This is a genomic window from Rathayibacter sp. AY1F2, from assembly GCF_002930885.1.
GTDB lineage: Bacteria > Actinomycetota > Actinomycetes > Actinomycetales > Microbacteriaceae > Rathayibacter.
The window spans coordinates 24,088-45,082 of record NZ_PSVG01000025.1; the positions used below are offsets into that span (position 1 = coordinate 24,088).

The following is a 20,995-nucleotide window of genomic DNA, read 5'->3' on the forward strand; positions in this document are numbered from 1 at the left end:
CGCTGCGGGGTGCGGGCCGGCGGCCGTCCGGGTGCCGGCCGCGTGCACCCCGGACGGCCGCCCGCCGCGTCAGAAGTCCTCGCGCCGCTCCTGCTCGGCCTCGGCGGCCGGCTCGAGCGCGGCGAGATCCCCGAGCGCGAGTCGCAGCTGGCGCAGCAGCCACTCCTCGGTCAGCGCACCCGCGTCGAGCGCGTCCAGCCGGCGGAGGCGCTCGGCTGCCGACCCGGTGAGGTCGGCGGGCGTCCCCGCGCTCATGCGCCGTACCCCGCTCCGCGGAGCAGGCGGCGCAGGTCGACGAGCTGCTGCTCGTCCACGTCCTTGTGGTGCGGCCGGTGGAGGGTCTCGGTCGTCGAGCCGACCGTCACCGAGAAGGCGCCGTCGTGCTTCTCGTGGACGGTGCCGACGGCCTCGAGCAGCGTCAGCACGTCCGCCCAGAGGACGTTGTGGCTCGGCGAGTCCTCGAGCAGCCGCTCGAGGGTGTCTCGCTGGTTCGAGTGGAGGTGGCGGGTGTCGGTCATGAACGGCCCTTCGGTGTCTGCGCACGCGCCCCGGTGGCGGTGCTCGGCGTCGCGTCCGACGGTAGGCGCGCGGGTGGAGCCGGTGCGCGAGTCGGATGACTCGAAGAGCGGACGCCGCGGGGCGTCCCCGCGAGAGGCGCGGCCGTGAATCCGGAGCCGGGCGACCGCGTCGACGAGGAGGAGCATCCCCGCACGCCCGCGCTGCCCGAGGCCGCCGTCTCCGCCGCGTCGCTCCCGGACCGGCCGGCCGCGTTCCTCAACGCCCTGCTGACCGAGCACTTCGTGCTGGAGTCGGCGCGCGGCATCACCGTGACGGAGTCGAGCAGCCGCGCCTCGCTCTACCTGACGATGCTCTCCAGCTCGCTCGTGGCCTTCGGCTTCCTCGCCCCGACCCGGTACGCGATGGGGTTCCTCGCGGTGATCATCCCGGTCGTCGTGCTGCTGGGGGTGTTCACCTACGAGCGGCTGGTGCAGACCTCGATGGAGGACATCGCCGCGCTGACGGCCATCCAGCGCATCCGCCGCTACTACGGGACCCTGCTGCCGGGCGCGGGCGCCTACTTCGCGGTGCCGCGCGGCCGCCACGCGCCGAACGAGCTGCTCGAGATCGGCCGGCGGCAGAGCTGGCGGGGCATCTTCTTCACGATGTCCTCGGCGATCGCGGTGGTCAACTCGATCGTGGCGGGCGCCGGAGTCGCGCTCGCGCTGACGCAGAGCGGCGCGGACGAGGTCCCCGCGATCGCGTGCGGGATGGCGGCCGCGGTCGTCCTCGCCGTGCTGCACGGGGTGTACCAGTTCCACCGCTACCGGCAGATGCGGCTGCGGATCGCCGAGGCGGAAGCGCTGGACGGGGTCGAGAGGGGGTGACGGGGCGGGGCCCGGCCGGCGGGCGGCGTCCTGAGCTGACGGGCGCACTTGAGGCGCCGCGTCGGCCGCCGGCTGGGCAGCTGGCTCCGACCTGCTCCCGCGACTGCTCCCGCGACTGCTCAAGAGTTGTCGCAGTCGACGCCCAGTGCGACAACTCCTGGACTCTCGTGGCGATCGCTCCTCGGCGGGCCGCCGCGACCATCCAGAAGTCGCCGTAGTCGGTCGCGAGTACGGCGACTCCTGACTACTCGCCGCCTGTGGACGTGCGCAGGGAGCCGGCGGCCGGCGACTGTCCAGGAGTTGTCGCAGTCGATGCCGAGTGCGACAACTCCTGGACTCTCGCGAAAGTCCTGCGCTCTCGCGGAGGCGCGCGGCTCAGCCGCGCTCGGCGCGCTCGGCGAGGAGGTACTGCCAGTCGCGCGGCACGCGGTCCTTCGGCCCCGGGGTGGTCTGGCTCGCCGGGTGGCTCTGCGGGTCGGCCAGGGCGGGGCCGTCGGCGTAGTCGTCGGTCCGGTAGTCCCAGAACCAGTCCTCGCCGGGCTCGAAGCTGCGGATGACCGCGTGGCCGGTCGAGTGGTAGTGGGCCGTCGCGTGGCGGTTCAGCGAGTCGTCGCAGCAGCCGATGTGCCCGCAGAGCGCGCAGCGGCGCAGGTGCAGCCACCACGAGCCGGACTGCTCGCACTCGACGCAGCCGGGGCCGCTCGGCGGGACGGAGGGGTCGATCATCTGCTGCGACGTCATGCGCTCAGCATGCGCCTCCCGCGGCGGCAGGCACCAGGTCGGATGACTCGATCCTGCGGCTCCGTCACGCGCTCCGGGCGTCCTCGAGGCGGAGGAGCGCGTCGCGGAGCCCGGCCCGCGAGGTCACCCCGAGCTTGGGGAAGATCCGGTACAGGTGCCCGCTGACGGTGCGGGGCGAGACGAAGAGCTGCTGGGCGATCTGCTTGTTCGAGAGCCCCGCGGCGGCCAGCGAGACCACGCGCCGCTCCTGCTCGCTGAGGTCGGCGGCGACCGGCGCCTCCCCCGCTCCGCCCGCCGCCCGCAGCTCGTGCTGGGCGCGGGCGAGCCAGAGCTCGGCTCCCACCGCGGCGAACCCCGCGGCGGCCTGGCGGAACCGGGTGCGCGCCTCCAGCGGGCGCATCCGGCGGCGCAGCCACTCGCCGTGGCAGAGCTGGACGCGTGCCCGCTCGAACGGCCACTCCTCGGAGGCCGGGTCGAGGGAGCGCTCGAAGAGGGCGCCCGCGCCGCCGGTCGGATCGAGGACCGCGGTCGCCGCGAGGGCGAGCATCCGCCCGCGGGGAGCGAGGGGCCGCGCGGCGAGTTCCGCCGCGGCCGCCGCCAGCTCGGCGCAGTGCTCGGGCAGGCGGAGGCGCGAGGCGGCTTCGGCGGCGTCGAGGAGCTCCAGCGGATCGCCGCCGGCGCGGGAGGAGGAGCGGGCGTGCGCCTCCTCGAAGCGGCCGCCGCCGAGGTCGAGCGAGCACAGGGCGTGATCGGCGGCGCGCGCGACCGACGCCGCTCCGTGCCGCAGCGCCCAGGCCGTCGCGCGCTCGGCGCACTCGAGGGTGCGTGCGCGGTCGCCCTGCAGGGCGTGGATCCGGGCTCGAGTCGCGTCGATCAGCGCGCGCACGGCGGGCAGGTCGTCGGCGCGGGCGGCGGCGCGGTCGAGGTCGGCCGAGGCGTCGTCGAGGCGACCGCCGTCGAGTGCGGTGGTGCCGCGGCGGAGGAGGGCGAGGGCGCCGGGCAGGCCGTCCGCCTCCTCCCCGCCGTCGAGGAGCCCGGCGAGGCGGTCGCGGCGCTCGTCCGAGACCTCGAGCAGCGACCAGGCGAGGTGCAGCGCGACCGTCTTCCACGGGTCGCCCGTGACCGCGGAGTCCTCGGCGAGCCGCAGGCGGCGCTCCCACTCCTCGTCCGGGACCGGCCGCACGCAGGCCTCCACGAGGCGCAGGACGGGATCGAGGGGGTGCTCCTCGCCGACGGCGAGCGCCTCCTGCCACCACGCGGGATCGCCGCGGAGCATGCAGGCGAGGTGGAGAACGGTCGCCAGCAGGTCGGCGGCGGCGTCGTGAGGGGCGACGCGGTCGGCGGAGAGGCTGCCGGCGTCGTCGCGGGAGGCGTCGGTCTCGGCGGGAGCGACACCGCCGACAGGAGAGGCACCACCGACAGGAGAGGCACCACCGACAGACGAGGCACCGCCGGCGAGCGAGGCACCATCGACTCCCGAGTCCCCTCGCCCCACCCGAGCGCCGAGCCCCCGGAGGGCCGCGCGGCGGACCCCGCCCACGTCCCCCGCGCGGAGCAGCGCATCGGCCAGCCGCGCCGCCTCGACGCCGGCCCCGGGAACCCCGCCGACCTCCCGCGAGCGCTCGACCACCCGCTCGAGGGCCGCCGCGTCGCCGGTGAAGGCCGCGACGGCAGCCGCGCGCGCCTCGAGCTCCTCCCGCAGAGCAGCACCGCGCGCACTCGACCGCGCCTCGGCGAGGAGGAGCAGCGCCTCCTGCGGCCGACCCGCGCGGAGTCGCTCCTCCGCCGCGTGCCTCAGCAGCCGCGCCCGCTCCTCCGGCCCGGCCGCGTCGTCCGCCGCGAGCAGCAGGCGGAGGTGCGGGGCCGACTCCGGGCGCTCGGCGAGCCGCCTCCGTGCCGCCCGCAGCGCTCGGGGCGACGCCGTCGAGAGCACCACCGCGCGGACCACCGGGTCGCGGAACGCACGGCCGCCCGCCGTCAGGATCCCCGCCTGCACCAGGGCGCGGTCCCCGTCTCCGGGGGCCGACCCGATGCTCTCCGGGAACTCGGCGCCCGCCACCGCGGCGACCAGGAGCGCCTCCCGGCACTCCTCCGACAGCGGAGCCAGCAGGTCGAGCACCCGGGTCTCGGCCTGCTCGAGCCGCGGGTAGACCGGGAAGGGCGAGGGAGCGTCCTCGTCGGCCCAGGCCCGCCCGAGGACGTCGAGGAGCAGCGGATTCCCCTCCGCGACCCGCAGCAGGCGCGCCTCGACGGCGAGCGACCGCCGGCCGCCGTGGGCGCGCAGGAAGCCGCAGGCCGCCTCCGCGTCGAGGGGCTCGGTGCGACGGTGCCGGAGGCCCTCCCAGCCGGCGAGGACGCGCCGGTCGCCGGTGGCGAGGAGGCAGGCGGCGCCGACCTCGTCGACCAGCCGGGTCACCAGGGCCTGGAGGGTCTCGCGGGCGGCGACGTCGAACCGCTCCCAGTCGTCGACGACGATCAGGAAGCCGGGGTCGCAGGGCGAGGCGGAGGAGTCGCGCACCCGCTGCAGACGGCCGATCAGCGTGGCGAACAGCGCGAGCGAGGACGCGCCGATCACGGCGTCGCCCCGGTCCGGCCGCACCTCCACGACCTCGCAGCCGGCGGCGCGAGCGGTGGCCGCGGCGGAGCGCAGCATGTGCGTCCGGCCCGAGCCGATCCCGCCCTCGACCACCAGGAGCCGCTCCCGCGCGGGCGACGCCGAGCTCAGCATCCGGACCACCACGTCCTCGGGGGCGCTCGGGTGCGCGGGCGGCGAGGAGAGTGCACTGATCGTCATCGCGACTCCTGAGGGACGGGTTCCGAGGACCCCATGCTGACCGCCGGGCGCGGGCGCGCTCTCCTCCCTCTGTCGGAACCCTCCGGAGCGCTCCCTCTGGCGAACCGTCCCGAGCGCCCGGCCCCCGGTCGGCGCCGGGCAGGAGGCGCAGCAGGGCAGTGGGCCCCGCGAGCGCCCGACGGTACTCTGTGTCCCACCGGACGACCGGTACGGCCCCACCCCCGCACGACCGCCGCTCGACCCGGCGGGTGATCCGATGGAGTCGCACGATGAGCTCTCGCAGCCCCCTCGCGGAGTTCCTCCGCGCTCGCCGGGCGGCGCTGCGGCCGGAGCAGGTCGGCGTGCCGACCGCGGGCACCCGGCGGCGGGTGTCGGGCCTGCGCCGCGAGGAGGTCGCCGACCGCGCCCGGATCAGCCGCGACTACTACCTCCGCGTCGAGCAGGGGCACGCGGTCGCCCCGTCCGACCAGGTGCTGAACGCCCTCGCCGAGGCGCTCGCCTTCGACGAGTTCGAGCGCGCCTACCTCTTCCGGCTCGCCCGGCTGCGCCCCGGGCCGCGCGATCCCGACTCTCCTCCGCCGGGCCAGGGCGTGGAGTCGCTGCTCGCCCACTGGCCGAGGACCCCGGCGTACGCGTTCGACCGCAACCTCGACGTCCTCGGCGCGAACGACCTGATGAGCCGTCTCGCCCCCGACAAGGGCGTGCCCGGCGCCAACATGCTGCTCTCCACCTCCCGCGGCTATGCGCGCGCCGTGGCGAACGGCGACCCGCCGGACCAGCTGCAGGCGTGGGGCCAGGTCTTCCGCGAGCTGATCGCCGCACTGCGGTTCTACAGCGTCCCCGACGATCCGCGGCTGCACGAGATCGTCGGCGAGTGCTCGGTCGAGAATCCGCTGTTCCGGTCGATCTGGGCCGAGTACCGGGTCCGCCCCTTCACCCACCGGTGGATCCGCGTCCACGTCGAGCCGTTCGGCTGGCTCGACCTCGAGATGCAGACCCTGGAGCTCGCCGGCGCTCCGGGCCGGTACGTCGTGACCTACCTCGCGGCAGCGGGGACTCCGGCGGCCGCGGCCGTCGACGTCCTCGCCTCGCTGCGGCACGCTCCGGAGGCGGGCACCGCGCTGGCCGCCCCGGCCGGCGCCTGACTCGTGGCGGCGAGCCGCGCGAGCGCCTCGCGGCCCGCCGCGTCACCCGCCTCGAACAGGAGCAGGAGGCGCGCGCCGTCCCGGACCACCCGGTAGTCCATCGGAACGGAGCCGACCGCGGTGTCGAGGAACACGACCGACCCGCGTGCGTCGGCCTCCGCCCCGGCCGCCCACGAGTCCGCGAACCGCGGGCTCCTCGCCGAGAGCTCCCCGACGACCGTCAGGAACTCCCGGTCCCCCCGATGCCGCTCGAGCGAGTCGCGGAGCATCGCCGCGACCTGATCGGCGGCGGACCCCCAGCAGGGCAGGTCCTCGACCTCGGACGAGTCCAGGAAGGTGAAGCGGGCGATGCTCACTCCCGGGGCGAAGGCGGGCGAGAGCGCCCGCGCGAGCGGAGTCGCGGCCAGCACCCGCAGGTGCCGGTCCAGCAGCACCGCCGCCCTCCCCGCCCACGGCAGGAGCGCCGCCTCGTGATCCTCCGCCATGTCCCCGTCCCCTCAGCGCGTCCCTCCCTCAGCGCAACGGAGTGATCCCCTGCGTCCCGGGCGGGAAGGTCGCCAGCACCTCCTCCGGGATGTTCAGGTGCTGCGCGACCAGCGACGGCGGCAGGTGGCTCAGCCACTGGGCGAGCGACACCTCCTCGTAGCGGGAGCTCTTGAAGGTCTCGATGTAGACGAGCGTGTCGTCGCCGGTGTTCTCCACGTAGTGGCCGAAGTTGCGGCGCACGACGCCCACGTCTCCGGCGTGGAAGTCGGTCGTGTTGGCGTGCGGGCCGGTGTTGAAGACGGTCATCCGAGCGGATCCGCGGAGGTAGTACTGCCACTCGTCGGCGTTGGGGTGCCAGTGCAGCTCGCGCATCGAGCCGGGCTCGACGGTCGTCAGCGCGGCCGAGACCGTGCGCGAGGCCGGGAAGTTCGTGCTGTCGGCGATCTGGATCCGGCCGCCGCTGTTCTGGTGCACGGGCTCGGAGCGGGAGAGCCGGAAGATCACCGCCTCGTCGCCGTCCTGCACCCCGGCCGCGGCCCGGTCGGCCTGGAGGTCGCCGGGCACGTCGCCCGGGAAGATCCAGAGGTCGTGCAGCGGGATGCCGCGGAAGACCTCCTGCGCGACGCCGAAGTTCTTCGCCAGCACGTCCGGCGGCGTGTGCGCGAACCAGTCGGTGAGCAGGAGCGTGTTGCTCTCGGACTGCTCGCCGTCGTCGAACGCGAGCACGAACTCCGCCCCGTCCGGGCCGAGGCCCTGCAGGGAGTGCGGCAGGCCGGGCGGGAAGTACCAGAGGTCCCCCTCCTGCACGTCGTCGACGCTGGGCCGGCCGGTGCGGCTGAGCGTGGTGATGCGGCAGTTCCCCTTGGTCATCAGCGCCCACTCGGCGCTCTGGTGCCAGTGCAGCTCGCGGATCCCGCCGGCCTCGAGGTACATGTTCACGCCGGCGATCTCGTTCGAGATCGCGAAGTCGGCCTGCGTGAGCTCGCGCGCCCAGCCTCCCCGCTGCACCCGCCGCGGCGAGATGTTGAAGGAGGACCAGAAGAACGGCTGCGTGCTGATGTCCGTCGCGGGCGCGGCGATCTGGTTCGGGAACAGTCCCTCCAGGACGCGGTTCTGCGGGCCGGTCATCGTGTTCGCCGAGGGATCGCCCTCGGTGTTCACGATCCCCTCCTGGGGGAGGTCCGGGTCTCCGAAACCGGGGGTCTCGTGGTGCGGAGCGGTGCTGTCGTCGGGTTCCACGGCGTTCTCCCTGCTGATCGTCCTGCGCGCCTGCGCTGCTCCGATCCCACCGCTCCGGCCCGGGCGGCACCACGGTCATCCGACTCGATCCGCGCCCCGACGACCGGCCCGGGTCAGCCGCCCAGGCCCTCGAGCACGTCCCGCGAGGGCACGAAGTAGACCCCGCCGGTCGTCGCGGTCGAGAAGTCGAGGAGGCGGTCGTGCCGGCCCGCGGGCACGCCGACGAACATCCGCGTCAGCATCGTCTCGATCACCGACAGGTCGGCGGCCAGGCCGAGGAAGTACGTGCCGAACTCGCCCCTGCCGGGCCGGCCGAAGGGCATGTTGTCGCGGAGGATGTCGTGCTCGGTCCCGCCGGCGTCGACCACGGTCGCGAGCCCCTTGTGCGAGAGCTGCGCCGGATCGTCCTCGCGCTCGACGTTGTCGGCCTTCCTCCGACCGATGACCCGCTCCTGCTGCTCGGTGGTGAGCGCGTGCCACGCCGTCAGGTCGTGCAGGTACTTCTGCACGACCAGGTAGCTGCCGCCCGCGAACGCCGCGTCCTCCGCGCCGATCAGCGCGACGCGGGGCAGCGCCTCGCCGGTCGGATTCTCGGTGCCGTCGACGAAGCCCAGCAGGTCGCGGTTGTCGAAGTAGCGGAAGCCGACCACCTCGTCGCGGACGACGACGTCCTCGCCGAGCGCGTCGAGCAGGAGGCGCTCGAACTCGAAGCAGGCGTCGTCCCGCTCCGCCCGGATGTGGAACAGGAGGTCGGTCTGCGTCGAGACGGCCGTGTGCGCCGCGCCGACCACCTCCCGGAACGGGTGCAGCTGCGCGGGGCGCCCCTCCCCGCCGAAGCGGTCCCACGCGTCGCTCCCGATCCCGACCAGGCAGGAGAGGCGCAGGCCCAGGTCGCGGAAGCCGACCGCGCGGAGGATCCCGCCCACGTCGGCGACGACGTCCCGCACGCGGTCCGCGGCGTCCTGCCCGCCGACGATGTCGAGCGAGAGGAAGACGGCGGACCGGCTGAGCGGAGCGACGACCGCCTGCGGCTCGATCGGGACGCGGTCCTCGACGGTCACCGGAGCACCGCCCGCTGGGGCGTCGTCGTCCTGCGCGTCGGCAGGGCCGTCATCGTGGGCGTCGTCGTGGGCATCGCGACCTCCGATCCGCGCGCCGCGGGAGGGCGCGTCCGCCGCGATCCTGTCAGCGTCCGCGGTGCCGGTCACGAGTCATCCGACCCCACTCGGCGTGCGCGGCCGGCGGCCTCGCCACCGCCCATGCGACCAGGTCTGGACGATCGTCGGAACATCTCCCCGCGCTCTTCAGGGAGCGCTCCCACGCCCCTATCGTGGAGCCGCTCCCCACCCTCATCCGGGGAGGCACCACCTTGGACACGACCCGGGCCGGGCTCGGGATCGACACGAGCACGGAGGTTCGAAGATGCCGTTTGTGACCACGGACGACGACGTCGAGATCTACTACAAGGACTGGGGCAGCACCGACGCGCAGCCCATCGTCTTCCACCACGGCTGGCCGCTGTCGTCCGACGACTGGGACGCGCAGATGCTGTTTTTCCACGCGCACGGCTACCGCGTCATCGCGACCGACCGCCGCGGGCACGGACGCTCGACCCAGGTCGGCACCGGACACGACATGGACCACTACGCCAGCGACGTGAACGCGGTCGTCGAGCACCTCGACCTGCGGAACGCGATCCACATCGGCCACTCCACCGGAGGCGGCCAGGTCGCGCGCTACGTCGCGAAGTACGGCGAGCCCCAGGGCCGCGTGGCCAAGGCCGTCCTCGTCTCGTCGGTCCCGCCGCTGATGGTGCAGACCGAGGCTAACCCCGAGGGCACGCCGATCTCGGTGTTCGACGGCTTCCGCGACGCTCTCGCGGCGAACCGCGCCGAGTTCTACCAGGCTGTGGCCTCCGGGCCCTTCTACGGCTTCAACCGCGAGGGCGTCGAGCTCTCGCAGCCCGTGGTCGACAACTGGTGGCGCCAGGGCATGACCGGATCCGCGCTCGCGCACTACGAGGGCATCAAGGCCTTCTCGGAGACGGACCAGACCGAGGACCTGAAGGCGATCACCGTCCCCGTCCTCGTCACCCAGGGCGACGACGACCAGGTCGTCCCCTACAAGGACGCCGCGCTCAAGCAGCACGAGCTGCTGCAGAACTCGACGCTCAAGATCTACGAGGGCTACCCGCACGGCATGCTGACCGTCCACGCCGACGTCATCAACCCCGACCTGCTGGCCTTCATCCAGGAGTAGCGCGGCACGCTCGCAGGCGCGTCCCGGCCGTTCCGGGGCGCGCCTGCGCGTCTGCGCTCGAACGGGGGCCGGGCGCCCCTGCGAGCGGAGTCCCGCCTCAGACGTCGGCGCCCGCGTCCCTCCCGAGCACCGCGGCGAGCTCGCCCCGCCCGCCGATCCCGAGCTTGCGGTACGCCGCGTACAGGTGCGCGCCGACCGTGCGCGGCGAGAGGAACAGGTTCTGCGCGATCGCGCGGTTCGACAGCCCCGTGCTCGCGAGAGCGCAGATGCGCAGCTCCTGCGGGGTCAGCGTGGCAGCGGCCGGCGACGGCGCGTCCGCGATCCTCCCTCCGGCGGCCCGGAGCGCGTCACGGGCCCGATCGGCCCAGGCGTGGATCGGCAGCTCCTCGAGCATCGCCAGCGAGTCGCGGAGGAGGGGCCTCGCCTCCGCCGCCCGACCGGCCCGGTGCAGCCCGTCGCCCACGAGCAGCAGCGCCCGCGCCCGCACGTACGGGAGCGGCGGCGGAGTCCGGCGGAGCAGCCCGGCCGCGGCGTCCGGCGCTCCGTCGGCGAGCGCCACCGCGACCTGCGCGTAGCGCACCGCCGCCTCGATCATCGGCTGGTGCCAGCGCTCGAAGAGCGATTCCAGCCTCGCGGCGTGCAGGCGCACGACTCCGACGTCCCCGGTCGCGAGAGCCGCGTCGACGAGGTCGGGCGTGGTCAGGATCGCGAAGCCGGGGTTCAGGGAGTCGTCGTCCCTGTCGAGGAGGGGCAGGAGCTCCGGCACGGCGTCGCCCGGTCGCGACTCGAGGACCGCCACCGCCGCTCGCGATCCGCGGAGCGTCGCCCGCATCACGCTCGAGCAGAGGACGGCCGCGCCGATCGCGCTGCCCGCGCTGATCGCCTCGGGATCGGGCGCGACGCCCTCCATCGCGTCGAACCAGGCCAGGCAGGCCCGGGACGCGGTCTCGAAGCCGACGTCCCCCAGGTCGCTCCCGAGGACGAGCGCCTCCTCGGCGAAGGAGCGGGCGCGCGAGATGCGGCCTGCGAGCGACGTGGTCATCGAGGCGGCGAGGAGCGCCTGCGGGAGGATCCGGATGTCGCCGCGCGCGCGCAGCCCGGTGATCGCCTCCTCCAGGAGCTCCCGGGCGACCTCGACCTCGCCCGCCGTGTTCAGCGCGTAGCCGAGCCACCACGCCTCCTCCGGACCGCTCGCCCCGCCGGCCGCCGCGAGCGCCCGCCGGACGACCTCGTCGCCGCGGGCGATCGGCTCGGTGACCGCCGCGAGCAGGACGGCGCGCGGGTCGGAGTCGTCGAGGGCGAGCGCGCGCACCGCCTGGATCATCGGCTCCCCCGGCGATGCCTCTCGGTTGTGGTCCCAGGCGATGGCGGCGAGGTGCAGGAGCGCGGCGGTCGCGGCGTCGACGGCTCCGTGGCTCTGCAGCGCGGTCACCGCGGCGAGCGCGGGCGAGAGGTCTCCCCGCGAGAGGGCCGTGCGCCCGGTCGGCAGCGTCTCGCGCGTCCAGGCGGCGCGGGCGGTGAGCACCGGATCGACGGTCTCACCCGCCGCGCGGTGCACGAGCAGCGCCGCCTCCGCGGTCCGGCCGGCGAGTCCGGAGTACTCGGCCGCGTCGATCAGGCGCGAGACGCGCAGCGGCCCCGCGGGGGTCAGCTCCGCCGCCCGCTCCATCGCCTGTGCCGCCAGGACGACGTCGCCCGTCGCGAGGCCCGACGCCGCGAGACCGGCGAGCTCCTCGCCGACCGGCCCGTCCGAGCCGGTCGCGAGCTCCGACCGCCACCAGAGCGTCCGGCTCGGGTCGTCGCGGTGCTCCTGGACGAGCGTGCGGAGCACGGCCGCGCGCTCGGAGGGGCGGCTCACGCTCGTCACCGCGGACTGCACGAGAGGGTGCCGGAAGCGGAGTCCGCTCCCCGGCGTCCAGCTGAGCAGCGACGCGGCGACGGCCCGGTCGATCCAGGAGGGGTCGGGGTGGCGGCCGATCGCCAGGTTCGCCAGCCGGCTCGCCTCCTCCGCCGTCGCGACGTCGCCCAGCGCCACGGCCAGCACGGCGAGCCGCGAGGGCTGGTCGAGCTCCGCGAAGCGCTCGGCGAAGGCCGACTCGAGGCGTCCGGTCACCGCGCGGTCCTCCGCCTCGTCGGCGGACGGGTCGCGCCCGGTCAGCTCCACCAGGGCGAGCGGATTCCCGCGGGCGAGGTCGAGCAGAGCGCGCCGGGCGGCGCCGCGAGGAGGATGCGGGAGCGTGTCGAGGAGAGCGGCCGAGTCGGCGGCCGACAGCGGCCCGAGGTGGAGGTGCTCGAGGCCGGAGTCCTCCTCGGGCCGGTCCCTCGTGGTCATCACGACGACGACGCGGTCCTCGCCGATGCGCCGGGCGAGCATCCGCAGCGCCCACGCCGACTCCGGGTCGATCCGGTGCAGGTCCTCGACGACGACCAGCAGGGGCCGATCGGCGGCGGCGTCGCTCAGGAGGGTCAGGGCCGAGAGGCCGGCCAGGAGCGGCGTCGGCTGCACTCCGTCCGCCAGATGGAAGGCCACGCGGAGCGCGTCCCGCTGCGGCAGGGGCAGGCCGTCGAGGCCCGGGCGGAGCGGGTGCAGGAGGAGCTGCAGCGCCGCGTACTGGTCGCCCGACTCCGCTGCGGAGCCCGCGGTGCGCAGCACCCGCACATCGCGTGCGCGGGCGTAGGCGACGACCTCCTCGACCAGGGTGGTCTTGCCGACCCCGGCGTCCCCGTCGATGACGAGCGCCGACCCGTGGGCGGCGATGCCGTCGACCATCAGACGGAGCCGCGCGAGCTCCGATCCCCGACCGACGACGAGCGCGTCCCGCTTCACGCGTCGAGTATCGCACCCTCGCGCAGACACTCCTCGACCCGGTGGCGGGCCCGGATGAAATCGATCGCGGCGGCCGCGGCGCTGCCGGGGGCGCCGAAGAAGGAGGTCAGGAAGTGGTCGCCTCCGTGCACCTCCAGGGTCTGCCAGCGGAAGGCGATGAAGCCGAAGGGATCGACGCGCACCGGGGACGAGCCCTCGCGGAGCGGATACGCCTCCTGGCTCGCCCAGACGCGGCGGAAGACCCGCGAGCGGCCCCCGAGCGAGGCGACCAGGACCCGCAGACGCGGGTCCGCCGGATCGGAGTGGAAGCGGAGGGCGGCGGTCATCACGGCGATCGTGCGGTCCCAGTCCTCGTGCCGCTCGGCGTCGGTCTCGAGCGCCGCGGCGTCGACGACGGCCTCGATCATGTTGGTCCCCTGCTCGCAGGCCAGGGGGAGGAACAGGCGGCCGAGCTCGTTCACGGCGACGAGGTCCAGGTAGCGGTCGACCACGTAGGCGGGCGTCGTGGTCCAGGACGAGACCATGCTCGTCAGGCTGCCGACCTGCGCCGGGGTCGGCCCGGCCTGCGCCCAGATCGGTGAGCGGCGCGGCGCGGCGTGCCCGCCGAGCCGGAAGAGGTAGTCCCGCCCGTCCGCGTCGAGGCGGAACGCCCGGGCCAGGGCGTCCAGGACCTGCGCCGAGGGGCGGCGGTCCTTGCCCTGCTCGAGCCGCAGGTAGTAGTCCGGGCTGATCCCCGCGAGCACGGCGACCTCCTGGCGGCGCAGCCCGCTGACGCGGCGCCTGCCGTCGGCGCCCAGGCCGACCTCGTCGGGGCGCAGCCGGTCGCGGTGCCCCCGGAGGTAGGCGCCGAGCCGCGCGGTGTCCGTGTCCACGATCCCGCCCTTCTCTCCCTTCGAGGCTAGGGAGGAGGCGGGCCCGACTCCACGCGACGCCGACCTAGATCCGCGGCGGGGTGCGGAGGAGCGCACCGGCACGCGGCGCACCCCTCCGCGGTCAGGCGACTCCGCGGTCAGCTCAGCTCCGCCGCGGCGTCGGCGATGACCCGCGCGACCTCCTCCGGGTGCGAGCGCATCACCAGGTGCGGCGCGTCGAGCTCGACGACCGAGCGCACGCCCGCCCGCCGGTAGCCGAACCGCTCGACGTCCGGGTTGATCGTCCGGTCCGCGGCCGCGACGACGCCCCAGCTCGGTCGGGTCCGCCAGGCGGCGACGGGAGCGGCCTCACCGAAGGCCAGAGCGGCGAGCGGGCGCTGGCCGACCGCGAGCACGGCCGCCTCGGCCGGGTCGATCCCGGCCGCGAGCACCTCCGGGAACGCCGACACCGCGACCGACACGTCCGTGCCCGGCTCCGCCCCGTCGATCGGGAACGGGGTGTAGACGAGATTCGCCGGGAGGTCGGAGTCGGGGAAGGCGCCCTGCAGCTGCCCGAGGCTCTCCCCCTCCTCGAGCGCGTAGGCCGCGAGGTAGACGAGGCCGACCACGTTCTCGGCGGCGCCCGCCACCGTGATCACGGCGCCGCCGTAGGAGTGGCCCGCCAGCAGGACCGGCCCGTCGAGCTGCTCCACGAAGGAGCGGAGGTACTCCGCGTCGCCCAGCAGGCTGCGGTTCGGCACGGCCGGGACGCGCACGGCGTGGCCGGCGTCGAGCAGGATCCGCGTGACCGGGGCGAAGCTCGCGGCGTCGGCGAACGCTCCGTGGACGAGGACGATGGTGGGTGCGGGCATGGGGTGTCCTTCCGGTCGGGCTGCGGTCCGGCAGCCGGCTGCGCAGCCGATCCGGACCCGGGCCGAACCTAGGACGGCGGACGGCGCGCGTCGTGACCCCGCGACTCCCCTGCCGACCGGGCGGCCGCCTGTCGCCCGCCCGAGGACACGCTCCAGCGCTCGTCCCGCCCGCTCACGGCGGGCCCGGCCCGCTGCAGCGTCCGCGTCCTGGTCCCGGCGGGGTCACCCTTCGACGGCTGGACCGCCCGGGATCGCGGCGCGGTCGGCCGGCGGCCTCTCCGGCCGGATCGCCGGCGACAGCGGCGGATCGGCACGCGGACTCCTGCGGCCCGAGACCCTGGCCGCGGCGCGTCAGCTCGCGAACTCCTCCGGCCAGCCCAGCGCGGCCAGCGACCGGCGCACGCGCTCGATGTCCTCCTCCGAGGGCAGCTCCGAGGTCACTCCGGCGATCGCTGTGCCGACGTCCGCGCGGGAGGCGGGCGCGTCGGCGGCGAGACCGGCGGCCACCTCGGCCACCTCCTCGTCGCTCAGACGGCGGCGGAGGAGCGCCAGCAGCGGCACGAAGTCCTGCTCGGGCAGCCCGGCCGGGTAGCCGGCGCGCAGCCAGCGGACGATGCGCGTGACGAGGCCCTCGCGGGTGTCCGGCTCGGCCAGCGACTCCGGGCCCGCCAGCGGCCAGCCCGCCTTCGCGAGCCGTGAGGAGACGCGGGCGACGTCCTCGGGCATCGCCGGTCCGAGCAGCAGCTGCTCGATCCGCTCGCGGACCACGGCCCGTGAGACGACCGTCTCGGCCCGCTCCGACTCCGACAGGAGCCGCGCGACGACCTGCTCGACCTCGTCCGTCGTGAGGCTGCGGCGCAGCAGGCCCAGCAGCGGCAGGTAGTCCTGCTCCGGCACGCCCGACGGGTAGCCCGCGCGCAGCCAGCCGACCACGCGGGCGACGATCCCCTCCCGCGCCGCGATCGGATCGGTCGAGGCCATGCTCAGCCCTTGGGCACGAAGGTCGGGATGACGTGCTCGAAGCTCACCGACTGGCCGAGACCCGTCGCGATGATGACGCTCAGGCCGATCACCACGGAGCCGACGACGAGGGCGAAGCAGAGCACGCCGATCCCGCGCAGCACCGGGGCGGGCAGACCGCTCCGGACCGCGGGGGTGTCGGACCCGCCCGAGGCGGGAGCACCGGCGGCGACGGCGAAGGAGCGGACGCCGACGGCGAACAGCACGGGCAGGCCTGCTCCGAGGAGCACGGCGACGAGGGCCACCTGGCCGGCGGCGGAGAGGAAGAGGGAGAGCACGGTGCGGATCCTTTCGCTCAGACGCCGGCGGTCTCGGGCGCGGGGCGTGCCGCCGCGTCCTGCCACTCGTCGTTGACGTTGTGCGCGCCGATGCTGTCGCGGCGCGAGCGGATGTAGATGAGGGAGGCGACGGCGACGAGGATCGCGGCCATCAGGAGGCCGCCGGCCGCGCCTCCGACGAGGTGGCCGATCCACCACATCACGGCGCCGACGAGGGCGGCGGCCGGGAGCGTGATGACCCAGGCGATCACCATGCGCAGCGCCACGCGCCAGCGCACCTGCGCTCCGGGGCGGCCGACTCCGGAGCCGAGGATCGAGCCGGTCGCGACGTGGGTGGTCGAGAGGGCGAAGCCGAGGTGGCTGGAGGCGAGAATGACCGCGGCGGAGGCGCTCTCGGCGGCCATGCCCTGCGGGGTGTCGATCTCGACGAGGCCCTTGCCGACGGTGCGGATGATCCGCCAGCCGCCGATGTAGGTGCCGAGCGAGATGGCCAGCGCGCAGCTGAGCTTGACCCAGAAGGGGACCGACTCGGTGTCGCTCCAGCCGCCGGCCGCGATCAGCGCGAGCGTGATCACTCCCATGGTCTTCTGCGCGTCGTTGGTGCCGTGCGCGAGCGAGACGAGGGAGGCGCTGCCGATCTGGCCGAAGCGGAAGCCGCGGTGGAGGCTCTTCTCGGCGAGGTTGCCGATCACCCGGAAGACGAGCCAGGTGCCGATCGCCGCGACCGCTCCGGCGAGCACGGGCGACATCAGCGCCGGGAGGATCACCTTGCCGACGACGCCGTCGAGCTTCGTGCCGTCGCCGGCCCAGTTCACGCCGTTGAGGCCGAGGCCCGCGAGAGCGGAGCCGATCAGGCCGCCGAAGAGGGCGTGCGACGAGCTCGAGGGCAGGCCGAGCAGCCAGGTCAGCAGGTTCCAGACGATGCCGCCGATGAGGCCGGCCAGCACGATCAGCAGCAGAGCCGAACCGCCGTCCTCGAGCAGCGCCGGATCGGGTGCGCCCGAGGAGTCCTGGATCTTCACGACCGCGTTGGTGACGGTCAGCGCCACCTCGATGCTGAGGAACGCACCGACGAGGTTCAGCGACGCCGAGAGGGCGACGGCGGTGCGGGGCTTCAGGGCACCGGTCGCGATGGACGTGGCCATCGCGTTCGCCGTGTCATGGAAGCCGTTGGTGAAGTCGAAGGCGAGGGCCGTGACGACGACGAGCGCGAGCAGGATGAAGGGATCCACGCAGACATGATGCTCCCGCGGCGGGAGGCGTTCCGGCGTGGTCGCGAGGCTTCACCTGCTGTTCACCTCGCGGGGCACGCCCGCCCGAGTACCCTGTGCGGATTCTCAGGCGGGCGGCGCATCGGTGGGTGCGATTCACCTGAGTCCGCACCGGCATGCGGCGCTCAGACGGGTGCGCTCAGGAGGCCGAGCGCGGCATCGGCGGGGTGAGGTCCGGGGTGTGCGCGGGGTCGGAGTCGGGGGCCGGCTCCTGCTGGGCGGCGGACTCGGCCGCGGCACCGGTGTCCTCGGCGGACTCCTGATCCTCGGCGGGCTCCTGCGAGCCGGGCAGCGGCGGGGTGAGGTCGAGGGCGCCGACCGCCGGCTCGGCGGCGTGCTTCGGCGTGGTCGGGCGGTTCTCGGCCGCGGCCGCCTTCTTCGCCGCCTTCTCCTGGGTCCGCTTGAGCTTCTCGGTCTGCTCGGCCAGCTTGCGGGCCTTCTTGCGCAGCTTCTTGCTGGAGTCGCGGACCGCCTCGTGCGCCGCGCGCACCGACTTCTCGGCCTTCTTCAGCGCCTTCTTCGCGCGCTTCTGCGCCGCCTTGTCGCGTGCGTCCTTGTCGTTGCCGGTCCCGGCCATGTCCGCTCCTCCGCTCGTCGACCGCTCCGGCCGACTCCCCCACGCTACCGAGCGGCACCCGCCCCGCGAACCCGCTGGCGAGCGCGCCCGGGCCGCGCTAGGCGCGCGGGCGGCGGCCGTTCTGCGCCCGTGCCGTCCCGCCTCCCCTTCCCCCTGGTCGCCGCCTCTCCTCCTTTCTCCTCGGCTCTCGCTTCAGCCCTGCGGTGCCGTTCGCGGCTGGGAGTCGCGGGCGAGTGACCCCGCGACGGGCGCGGGTTCGGCAGGCTGGGGGCATGGTCTTCCAGCACGATCCCGGCGGCTACCAGGGCCGCGCCGGCCTCCGGCGTCCCGTGCGCGGGCCCAGGCGCGACAAGTGGATGTGGTGGCGCCTGGGCTCCGGAGTCGCGGCGACGGTCGCCGGTGTGATCGCCCTGCTCGTCTTCACCGCCGACCGCTGAGCACGCCCACCGGCGACCCGGCGCACCCCCGCCACTCCGGATCGAGAGCCGATCGATGCGCTCAACCGCTTGACTCCGGAGGTTTCTCTCAGGTCGGATCCGGCGGAACGCGGGTAGTTTGGAGGGTCGCATCGGCTCAGCCGTGCGATCAGCCCCACTGCCCCACCCGGCGCTCGCCTCCCCCCTCGAGCGTCGGCAGACCTGGAACCTCCTCTGCATGCACCGTTCGTCACGCGCCTCGACTCCCACCCCCGCAGGAGCCGAGACCGGCAGTCCGTCCGCCCTCCCGACCCGTCGCTCGCTCCGTGAGCAGGAGTCCCGCAGCCGTCGCCCCTCCCGCGGCCCGTCGCGCCCCCGCGTCTCCGCAGTCGCCGCGATGACCCTCGTGGCCGGCATCGCGATCACGTCGACGATGCCCGCGTTCGCCGTGGGCGGCACCGCCGACTCCGAGCTGACCCGCGACACGGCCACCGCCGTCGCCGCGGCCCGCCCGCAGAGCTTCGTGGCGGCCGGAGTCGTGCAGCAGAGCGTCACCCGCGACGCCTTCGCCGCCGAGGCCAAGCCCGAGGTCCTCGTGCCCACCGCGTCCCTCGACGCGATCACCGCCACCTCCGGCGAGTCGACCGCGGCCGCCGCCGGAGCGTCCGGAGCGTGGGTCGTCCCGATCTCCGGTCACATCAGCAGCAGCTACGGCCCCCGCCCCGACGCGCCGGTCGCCGGCGTGAACCTGTTCCACAAGGGCACCGATCTCGCCGGCGCCTGCGGCACGCCCGTCCTCGCGGCCTCCAGCGGCACCGTCGAGGAGGCGTCGTACCAGGGCAGCTACGGCAACTGGATCCTGCTCGACAACGGCGGCGGCATCGAGACCGGCTACGCCCACAACAGCGAGCTGATGGTGTCGGTCGGCGAGACCGTCACCGTCGGCCAGGTCATCGCGCTGCGCGGCTCGACCGGCGCCTCCACCGGCTGCCACCTGCACTTCGAGACGCGGGTCGACGGCGAGGCGGTCGACGCCGTGCCGTTCATGGCCGAGCTCGGCGTCCCGATCGGCTGACGTCCTCGACGACTCGAGAACGCAGACGTCGCGGTGGCCGCTCTCGACCACCGCGACTTCTGTGTTCTCGTGAGCGCGCAGGCCGGCGTCAGGGCCCGGGGACCGTCCGCGCCCCGGTCGAGACGGCGGCCGACCAGTGCGCGTCGTCCGGCACCGTCGTCACCCTGATCTCGGCGTCCTGCTCGACGGCGATCTGCATGGTGCCCGTGTTGCCGCCTCCCGTGCCGGTGCGGGTCGTGCTCGGGCTGTAGACGCACGACGATCCGCTCGTCATCAGGCCGACGACCTCGATCGTCACCTCGGCGTCCGCGGTGTCGCAGGCGACCGAGACGGTGATGTGTAGCGGATCGCCGCTGAGGTTCACGGTCTGCGGATCGACGGGGCCGACCTGGTCGGTCCACCGCACGGCGGCGGTCGCTCCCTCGGGCAGCGTCACGGGCCCGAGCGGAGCGTCGGTGGGCGTCGCGGTCGGAGCGGCCGTCGGAGCAGCGGCGCCCGGGGCGGCGGGTGTCGCCTCCTCCGCCTGGTCGGCGCCGCTCGTGCAGCCGCTCAGAGCGAGCGCGGCGAGCAGTGCCGAGGCGCCCAGCGCGGTCGCGCGCCGTCCCGCCCGGAGCCCCGTCGCCCGGCGCGGAGCGGTCGTTCTCGTGGTGTCCATGGTGGTTCCCCCTGTCCACTGGCGTCCCTCCGGTCTACCCGAGCCCGCGCGGCCGCGGACCGCACTCTGCGGCGGTTGCCAGGGTCGGGAGCCGTGCTGCGGATCGATGGGGAGCTCCTCCGTACCGGCGCGGCGGCCCGTCGATCCGCTCGGGTGCCGCGGATGATCGGCACCGGGCGGATCCGACGCCCGCCGCTCCCGGCGCACCCCGCCGAGCCGCCCCTCTGCACCCGGAAGGCACCGCCATGATCGCCTCGAACACCTACCCCTTCGCCGGACGCACCGTCCTGGTCACCGGAGCCGGCTCCGGCATCGGCCGCTCCATCGCACGCGCTTTCCTTGAGCAGGGCGCAAGCGTCGCGGTCGCCGGGCGCACCCCCGCCACGCTCGAGGAGACCGTCGCCGGCTTCCCGGCCGAGCGCGTCCTGGTCGTGCCCACCGACGTCTCGGTCCGAGCCGAGGTCGACGCGCTCGTCGAGGGCACCGTCGCGAGGTTCGGCGGGATCGACGTCCTCGTGAACAACGCGGCCGGCCACCTCGGCGGCCCGATCGAGGAGGTGGAGGACGACGCCTGGCGCTCGCTCTTCGCCACGAACGTCGACGCCCTCTTCTACGCGGTGAAGGCGGCGCTCCCCCACCTCAAGGCGAGCCGCGGCAACATCGTCGTCGTCTCCTCCGTCTCGGGCATCCGCGGCGACTGGGGTCAGGCCGCCTACAACGCGACCAAGGGCGCGATCACGACGTTCGTGCAGTCGCTGGCCCTCGACTTCGGCGCGCACGGGGTGCGGGTCAACGCCGTCGCCCCCGCCTTCACGCAGACGCCGCTGACCGAGTCGATGGCCTCGACCCCCGAGGAGCTCGCGCCCTTCATCGACCGCATCGCCCTCGGACGCACCGGGCAGCCGGACGACATCGCCCCGCCGGTGCTGTTCCTCGCCAGCGCGGACGCGGCGTACATCACCGGCGCGATCCTCGCCGTTGACGGCGGAACGAGCGCCTCGACGGGGCAGCCGCACCTGTAGGCGGGCGTGCGCCCGGCGACCGCGACGCTTGCGCCCTGCTCAAGGAAAGCGCGTGCGATGGAGCGGCCGATGCCGGAGCCGG

General features: G+C 74.7%; 21 protein-coding genes. 6 read left to right on the forward strand and 15 right to left on the reverse strand.

The genetic code is table 11. The annotated features are described in order from the left end of the window. Positions 1-69: 69 nt before the first annotated feature. Together C5C54_RS15360 and C5C54_RS17735 are read right to left on the reverse strand one after the other, a co-directional pair. Positions 70-255 carry a hypothetical protein gene (locus C5C54_RS15360; RefSeq protein WP_104224778.1) on the reverse strand — a complete coding sequence of 62 codons (186 nt, stop codon included), beginning with the start codon at positions 253-255 and terminating at the stop codon, positions 70-72. Next, the gene (locus C5C54_RS17735) at positions 252-518 is read right to left on the reverse strand and encodes a hypothetical protein (protein ID WP_104257441.1); all 267 of its coding nucleotides are present in this window, start codon (positions 516-518) and stop codon (positions 252-254) included. The genes C5C54_RS15360 and C5C54_RS17735 overlap by 4 nt, the downstream gene beginning before the upstream one ends. Positions 519-662: 144 nt before the next feature. On the opposite strand from C5C54_RS17735, the gene C5C54_RS15370 reads away from it, so the two are divergent. Next, on the forward strand, positions 663-1,385 hold the full coding sequence (locus C5C54_RS15370; protein WP_104288712.1) for a hypothetical protein: 723 nt from the start codon (positions 663-665) through the stop codon (positions 1,383-1,385). Between the two features lie 375 nt (positions 1,386-1,760). On the opposite strand, the gene C5C54_RS15375 is transcribed toward C5C54_RS15370, so the two are convergent. Together C5C54_RS15375 and C5C54_RS18465 are read right to left on the reverse strand one after the other, a co-directional pair. Next, on the reverse strand, positions 1,761-2,126 hold the full coding sequence (locus C5C54_RS15375; protein WP_104227372.1) for a UBP-type zinc finger domain-containing protein: 366 nt from the start codon (positions 2,124-2,126) through the stop codon (positions 1,761-1,763). A 64-nt stretch (positions 2,127-2,190) separates the two neighbouring features. Then, positions 2,191-4,920, reverse strand: coding sequence for a LuxR C-terminal-related transcriptional regulator (locus tag C5C54_RS18465; protein ID WP_104288713.1), 2,730 nt, complete (start codon positions 4,918-4,920; stop codon positions 2,191-2,193). A gap of 269 nt (positions 4,921-5,189) precedes the next feature. On the opposite strand from C5C54_RS18465, the gene C5C54_RS15385 reads away from it, so the two are divergent. After that, positions 5,190-6,065, forward strand: a complete 876-nt coding sequence (locus C5C54_RS15385; RefSeq protein ID WP_104288714.1) for a helix-turn-helix transcriptional regulator — start codon at positions 5,190-5,192, stop codon at positions 6,063-6,065. Here C5C54_RS15385 and C5C54_RS17740 read toward each other — a convergent pair. From C5C54_RS17740 to C5C54_RS15395, 3 genes are all read right to left on the reverse strand, one after another. Then, positions 5,957-6,550, reverse strand: coding sequence for a hypothetical protein (locus C5C54_RS17740; protein WP_146078874.1), 594 nt, complete (start codon positions 6,548-6,550; stop codon positions 5,957-5,959). The two genes, C5C54_RS15385 and C5C54_RS17740, sit on opposite strands and share 109 nt — an antisense overlap. Positions 6,551-6,578: 28 nt before the next feature. Further along, the gene (locus tag C5C54_RS15390; protein ID WP_258063351.1) at positions 6,579-7,790 is read right to left on the reverse strand and encodes a cupin domain-containing protein; all 1,212 of its coding nucleotides are present in this window, start codon (positions 7,788-7,790) and stop codon (positions 6,579-6,581) included. 113 nt (positions 7,791-7,903) lie between these two features. After that, complete coding sequence (locus C5C54_RS15395; RefSeq protein WP_308470746.1) at positions 7,904-8,998, reverse strand: Dyp-type peroxidase; 1,095 nt, start codon at positions 8,996-8,998, stop codon at positions 7,904-7,906. A gap of 214 nt (positions 8,999-9,212) precedes the next feature. Between C5C54_RS15395 and C5C54_RS15400 the strand changes: the two genes are divergently transcribed. Beyond that, positions 9,213-10,049 carry an alpha/beta fold hydrolase gene (locus C5C54_RS15400; protein ID WP_104224006.1) on the forward strand — a complete coding sequence of 279 codons (837 nt, stop codon included), beginning with the start codon at positions 9,213-9,215 and terminating at the stop codon, positions 10,047-10,049. Between the two features lie 97 nt (positions 10,050-10,146). On the opposite strand, the gene C5C54_RS15405 is transcribed toward C5C54_RS15400, so the two are convergent. The 7 genes from C5C54_RS15405 to C5C54_RS15435 form a co-directional block, all read right to left on the reverse strand. Then, complete coding sequence (locus tag C5C54_RS15405; protein WP_104288715.1) at positions 10,147-12,876, reverse strand: AAA family ATPase; 2,730 nt, start codon at positions 12,874-12,876, stop codon at positions 10,147-10,149. Then, complete coding sequence (locus C5C54_RS15410; RefSeq protein WP_181074627.1) at positions 12,873-13,748, reverse strand: helix-turn-helix domain-containing protein; 876 nt, start codon at positions 13,746-13,748, stop codon at positions 12,873-12,875. The genes C5C54_RS15405 and C5C54_RS15410 overlap by 4 nt, the downstream gene beginning before the upstream one ends. A 137-nt stretch (positions 13,749-13,885) precedes the next feature. Continuing rightward, positions 13,886-14,599: an alpha/beta fold hydrolase gene (locus C5C54_RS15415; protein ID WP_104288717.1), complete on the reverse strand. Its 714-nt coding sequence runs from the start codon at positions 14,597-14,599 to the stop codon at positions 13,886-13,888. A 351-nt stretch (positions 14,600-14,950) separates the two neighbouring features. After that, positions 14,951-15,580, reverse strand: coding sequence for a DUF3349 domain-containing protein (locus C5C54_RS15420; protein ID WP_104261233.1), 630 nt, complete (start codon positions 15,578-15,580; stop codon positions 14,951-14,953). A 2-nt stretch (positions 15,581-15,582) separates the two neighbouring features. Next, a complete protein-coding gene (locus C5C54_RS15425) occupies positions 15,583-15,897 on the reverse strand; it encodes a hypothetical protein (RefSeq protein ID WP_104288718.1) in 315 nt (104 codons plus the stop codon). Positions 15,898-15,914: 17 nt separating this feature from the next. Next, the gene (locus C5C54_RS15430; RefSeq protein ID WP_104224012.1) at positions 15,915-17,129 is read right to left on the reverse strand and encodes an inorganic phosphate transporter; all 1,215 of its coding nucleotides are present in this window, start codon (positions 17,127-17,129) and stop codon (positions 15,915-15,917) included. A 178-nt stretch (positions 17,130-17,307) separates the two neighbouring features. Then, entirely contained in the window at positions 17,308-17,745 is a 438-nt protein-coding gene (locus C5C54_RS15435) for a hypothetical protein (RefSeq protein WP_104288719.1), read from the reverse strand. 272 nt (positions 17,746-18,017) lie between these two features. Here C5C54_RS15435 and C5C54_RS18070 point away from each other — a divergent pair, with 272 nt between their 5' ends. Both C5C54_RS18070 and C5C54_RS15440 read left to right on the forward strand, forming a co-directional pair. Beyond that, positions 18,018-18,182, forward strand: coding sequence for a hypothetical protein (locus C5C54_RS18070; RefSeq protein WP_159940529.1), 165 nt, complete (start codon positions 18,018-18,020; stop codon positions 18,180-18,182). 217 nt (positions 18,183-18,399) lie between these two features. Next, the gene (locus C5C54_RS15440) at positions 18,400-19,236 is read left to right on the forward strand and encodes a M23 family metallopeptidase (RefSeq protein ID WP_104239337.1); all 837 of its coding nucleotides are present in this window, start codon (positions 18,400-18,402) and stop codon (positions 19,234-19,236) included. 88 nt (positions 19,237-19,324) lie between these two features. Here the strand turns inward: C5C54_RS15440 and C5C54_RS15445 are convergent, their stop codons facing one another. Then, entirely contained in the window at positions 19,325-19,891 is a 567-nt protein-coding gene (locus C5C54_RS15445; RefSeq protein WP_104261232.1) for a hypothetical protein, read from the reverse strand. Positions 19,892-20,136: 245 nt separating this feature from the next. Between C5C54_RS15445 and C5C54_RS15450 the strand changes: the two genes are divergently transcribed. Continuing rightward, positions 20,137-20,913, forward strand: coding sequence for an SDR family NAD(P)-dependent oxidoreductase (locus C5C54_RS15450; protein WP_258063352.1), 777 nt, complete (start codon positions 20,137-20,139; stop codon positions 20,911-20,913). Positions 20,914-20,995: the final 82 nt, after the last annotated feature.

Excerpts from the sequence above, each read along its gene's own strand:
- C5C54_RS15360 (WP_104224778.1), bottom strand. The coding sequence starts at position 255 with ATGAGCGCGGGGACGCCCGCCGACCTCACCGGGTCGGCAGCCGAGCGC.
- C5C54_RS17735 (WP_104257441.1), bottom strand. The coding sequence starts at position 518 with ATGACCGACACCCGCCACCTCCACTCGAACCAGCGAGACACCCTCGAG.
- C5C54_RS15375 (WP_104227372.1), bottom strand. The coding sequence starts at position 2,126 with ATGACGTCGCAGCAGATGATCGACCCCTCCGTCCCGCCGAGCGGCCCC.
- C5C54_RS18465 (WP_104288713.1), bottom strand. The coding sequence starts at position 4,920 with ATGACGATCAGTGCACTCTCCTCGCCGCCCGCGCACCCGAGCGCCCCC.
- C5C54_RS15385 (WP_104288714.1), top strand. The coding sequence starts at position 5,190 with ATGAGCTCTCGCAGCCCCCTCGCGGAGTTCCTCCGCGCTCGCCGGGCG.
- C5C54_RS17740 (WP_146078874.1), bottom strand. The coding sequence starts at position 6,550 with ATGGCGGAGGATCACGAGGCGGCGCTCCTGCCGTGGGCGGGGAGGGCG.
- C5C54_RS15400 (WP_104224006.1), top strand. The coding sequence starts at position 9,213 with ATGCCGTTTGTGACCACGGACGACGACGTCGAGATCTACTACAAGGAC.
- C5C54_RS15415 (WP_104288717.1), bottom strand. The coding sequence starts at position 14,599 with ATGCCCGCACCCACCATCGTCCTCGTCCACGGAGCGTTCGCCGACGCC.
- C5C54_RS15420 (WP_104261233.1), bottom strand. The coding sequence starts at position 15,580 with ATGGCCTCGACCGATCCGATCGCGGCGCGGGAGGGGATCGTCGCCCGC.
- C5C54_RS15435 (WP_104288719.1), bottom strand. The coding sequence starts at position 17,745 with ATGGCCGGGACCGGCAACGACAAGGACGCACGCGACAAGGCGGCGCAG.
- C5C54_RS18070 (WP_159940529.1), top strand. The coding sequence starts at position 18,018 with ATGGTCTTCCAGCACGATCCCGGCGGCTACCAGGGCCGCGCCGGCCTC.
- C5C54_RS15440 (WP_104239337.1), top strand. The coding sequence starts at position 18,400 with ATGCACCGTTCGTCACGCGCCTCGACTCCCACCCCCGCAGGAGCCGAG.
- C5C54_RS15445 (WP_104261232.1), bottom strand. The coding sequence starts at position 19,891 with ATGGACACCACGAGAACGACCGCTCCGCGCCGGGCGACGGGGCTCCGG.
- C5C54_RS15450 (WP_258063352.1), top strand. The coding sequence starts at position 20,137 with ATGATCGCCTCGAACACCTACCCCTTCGCCGGACGCACCGTCCTGGTC.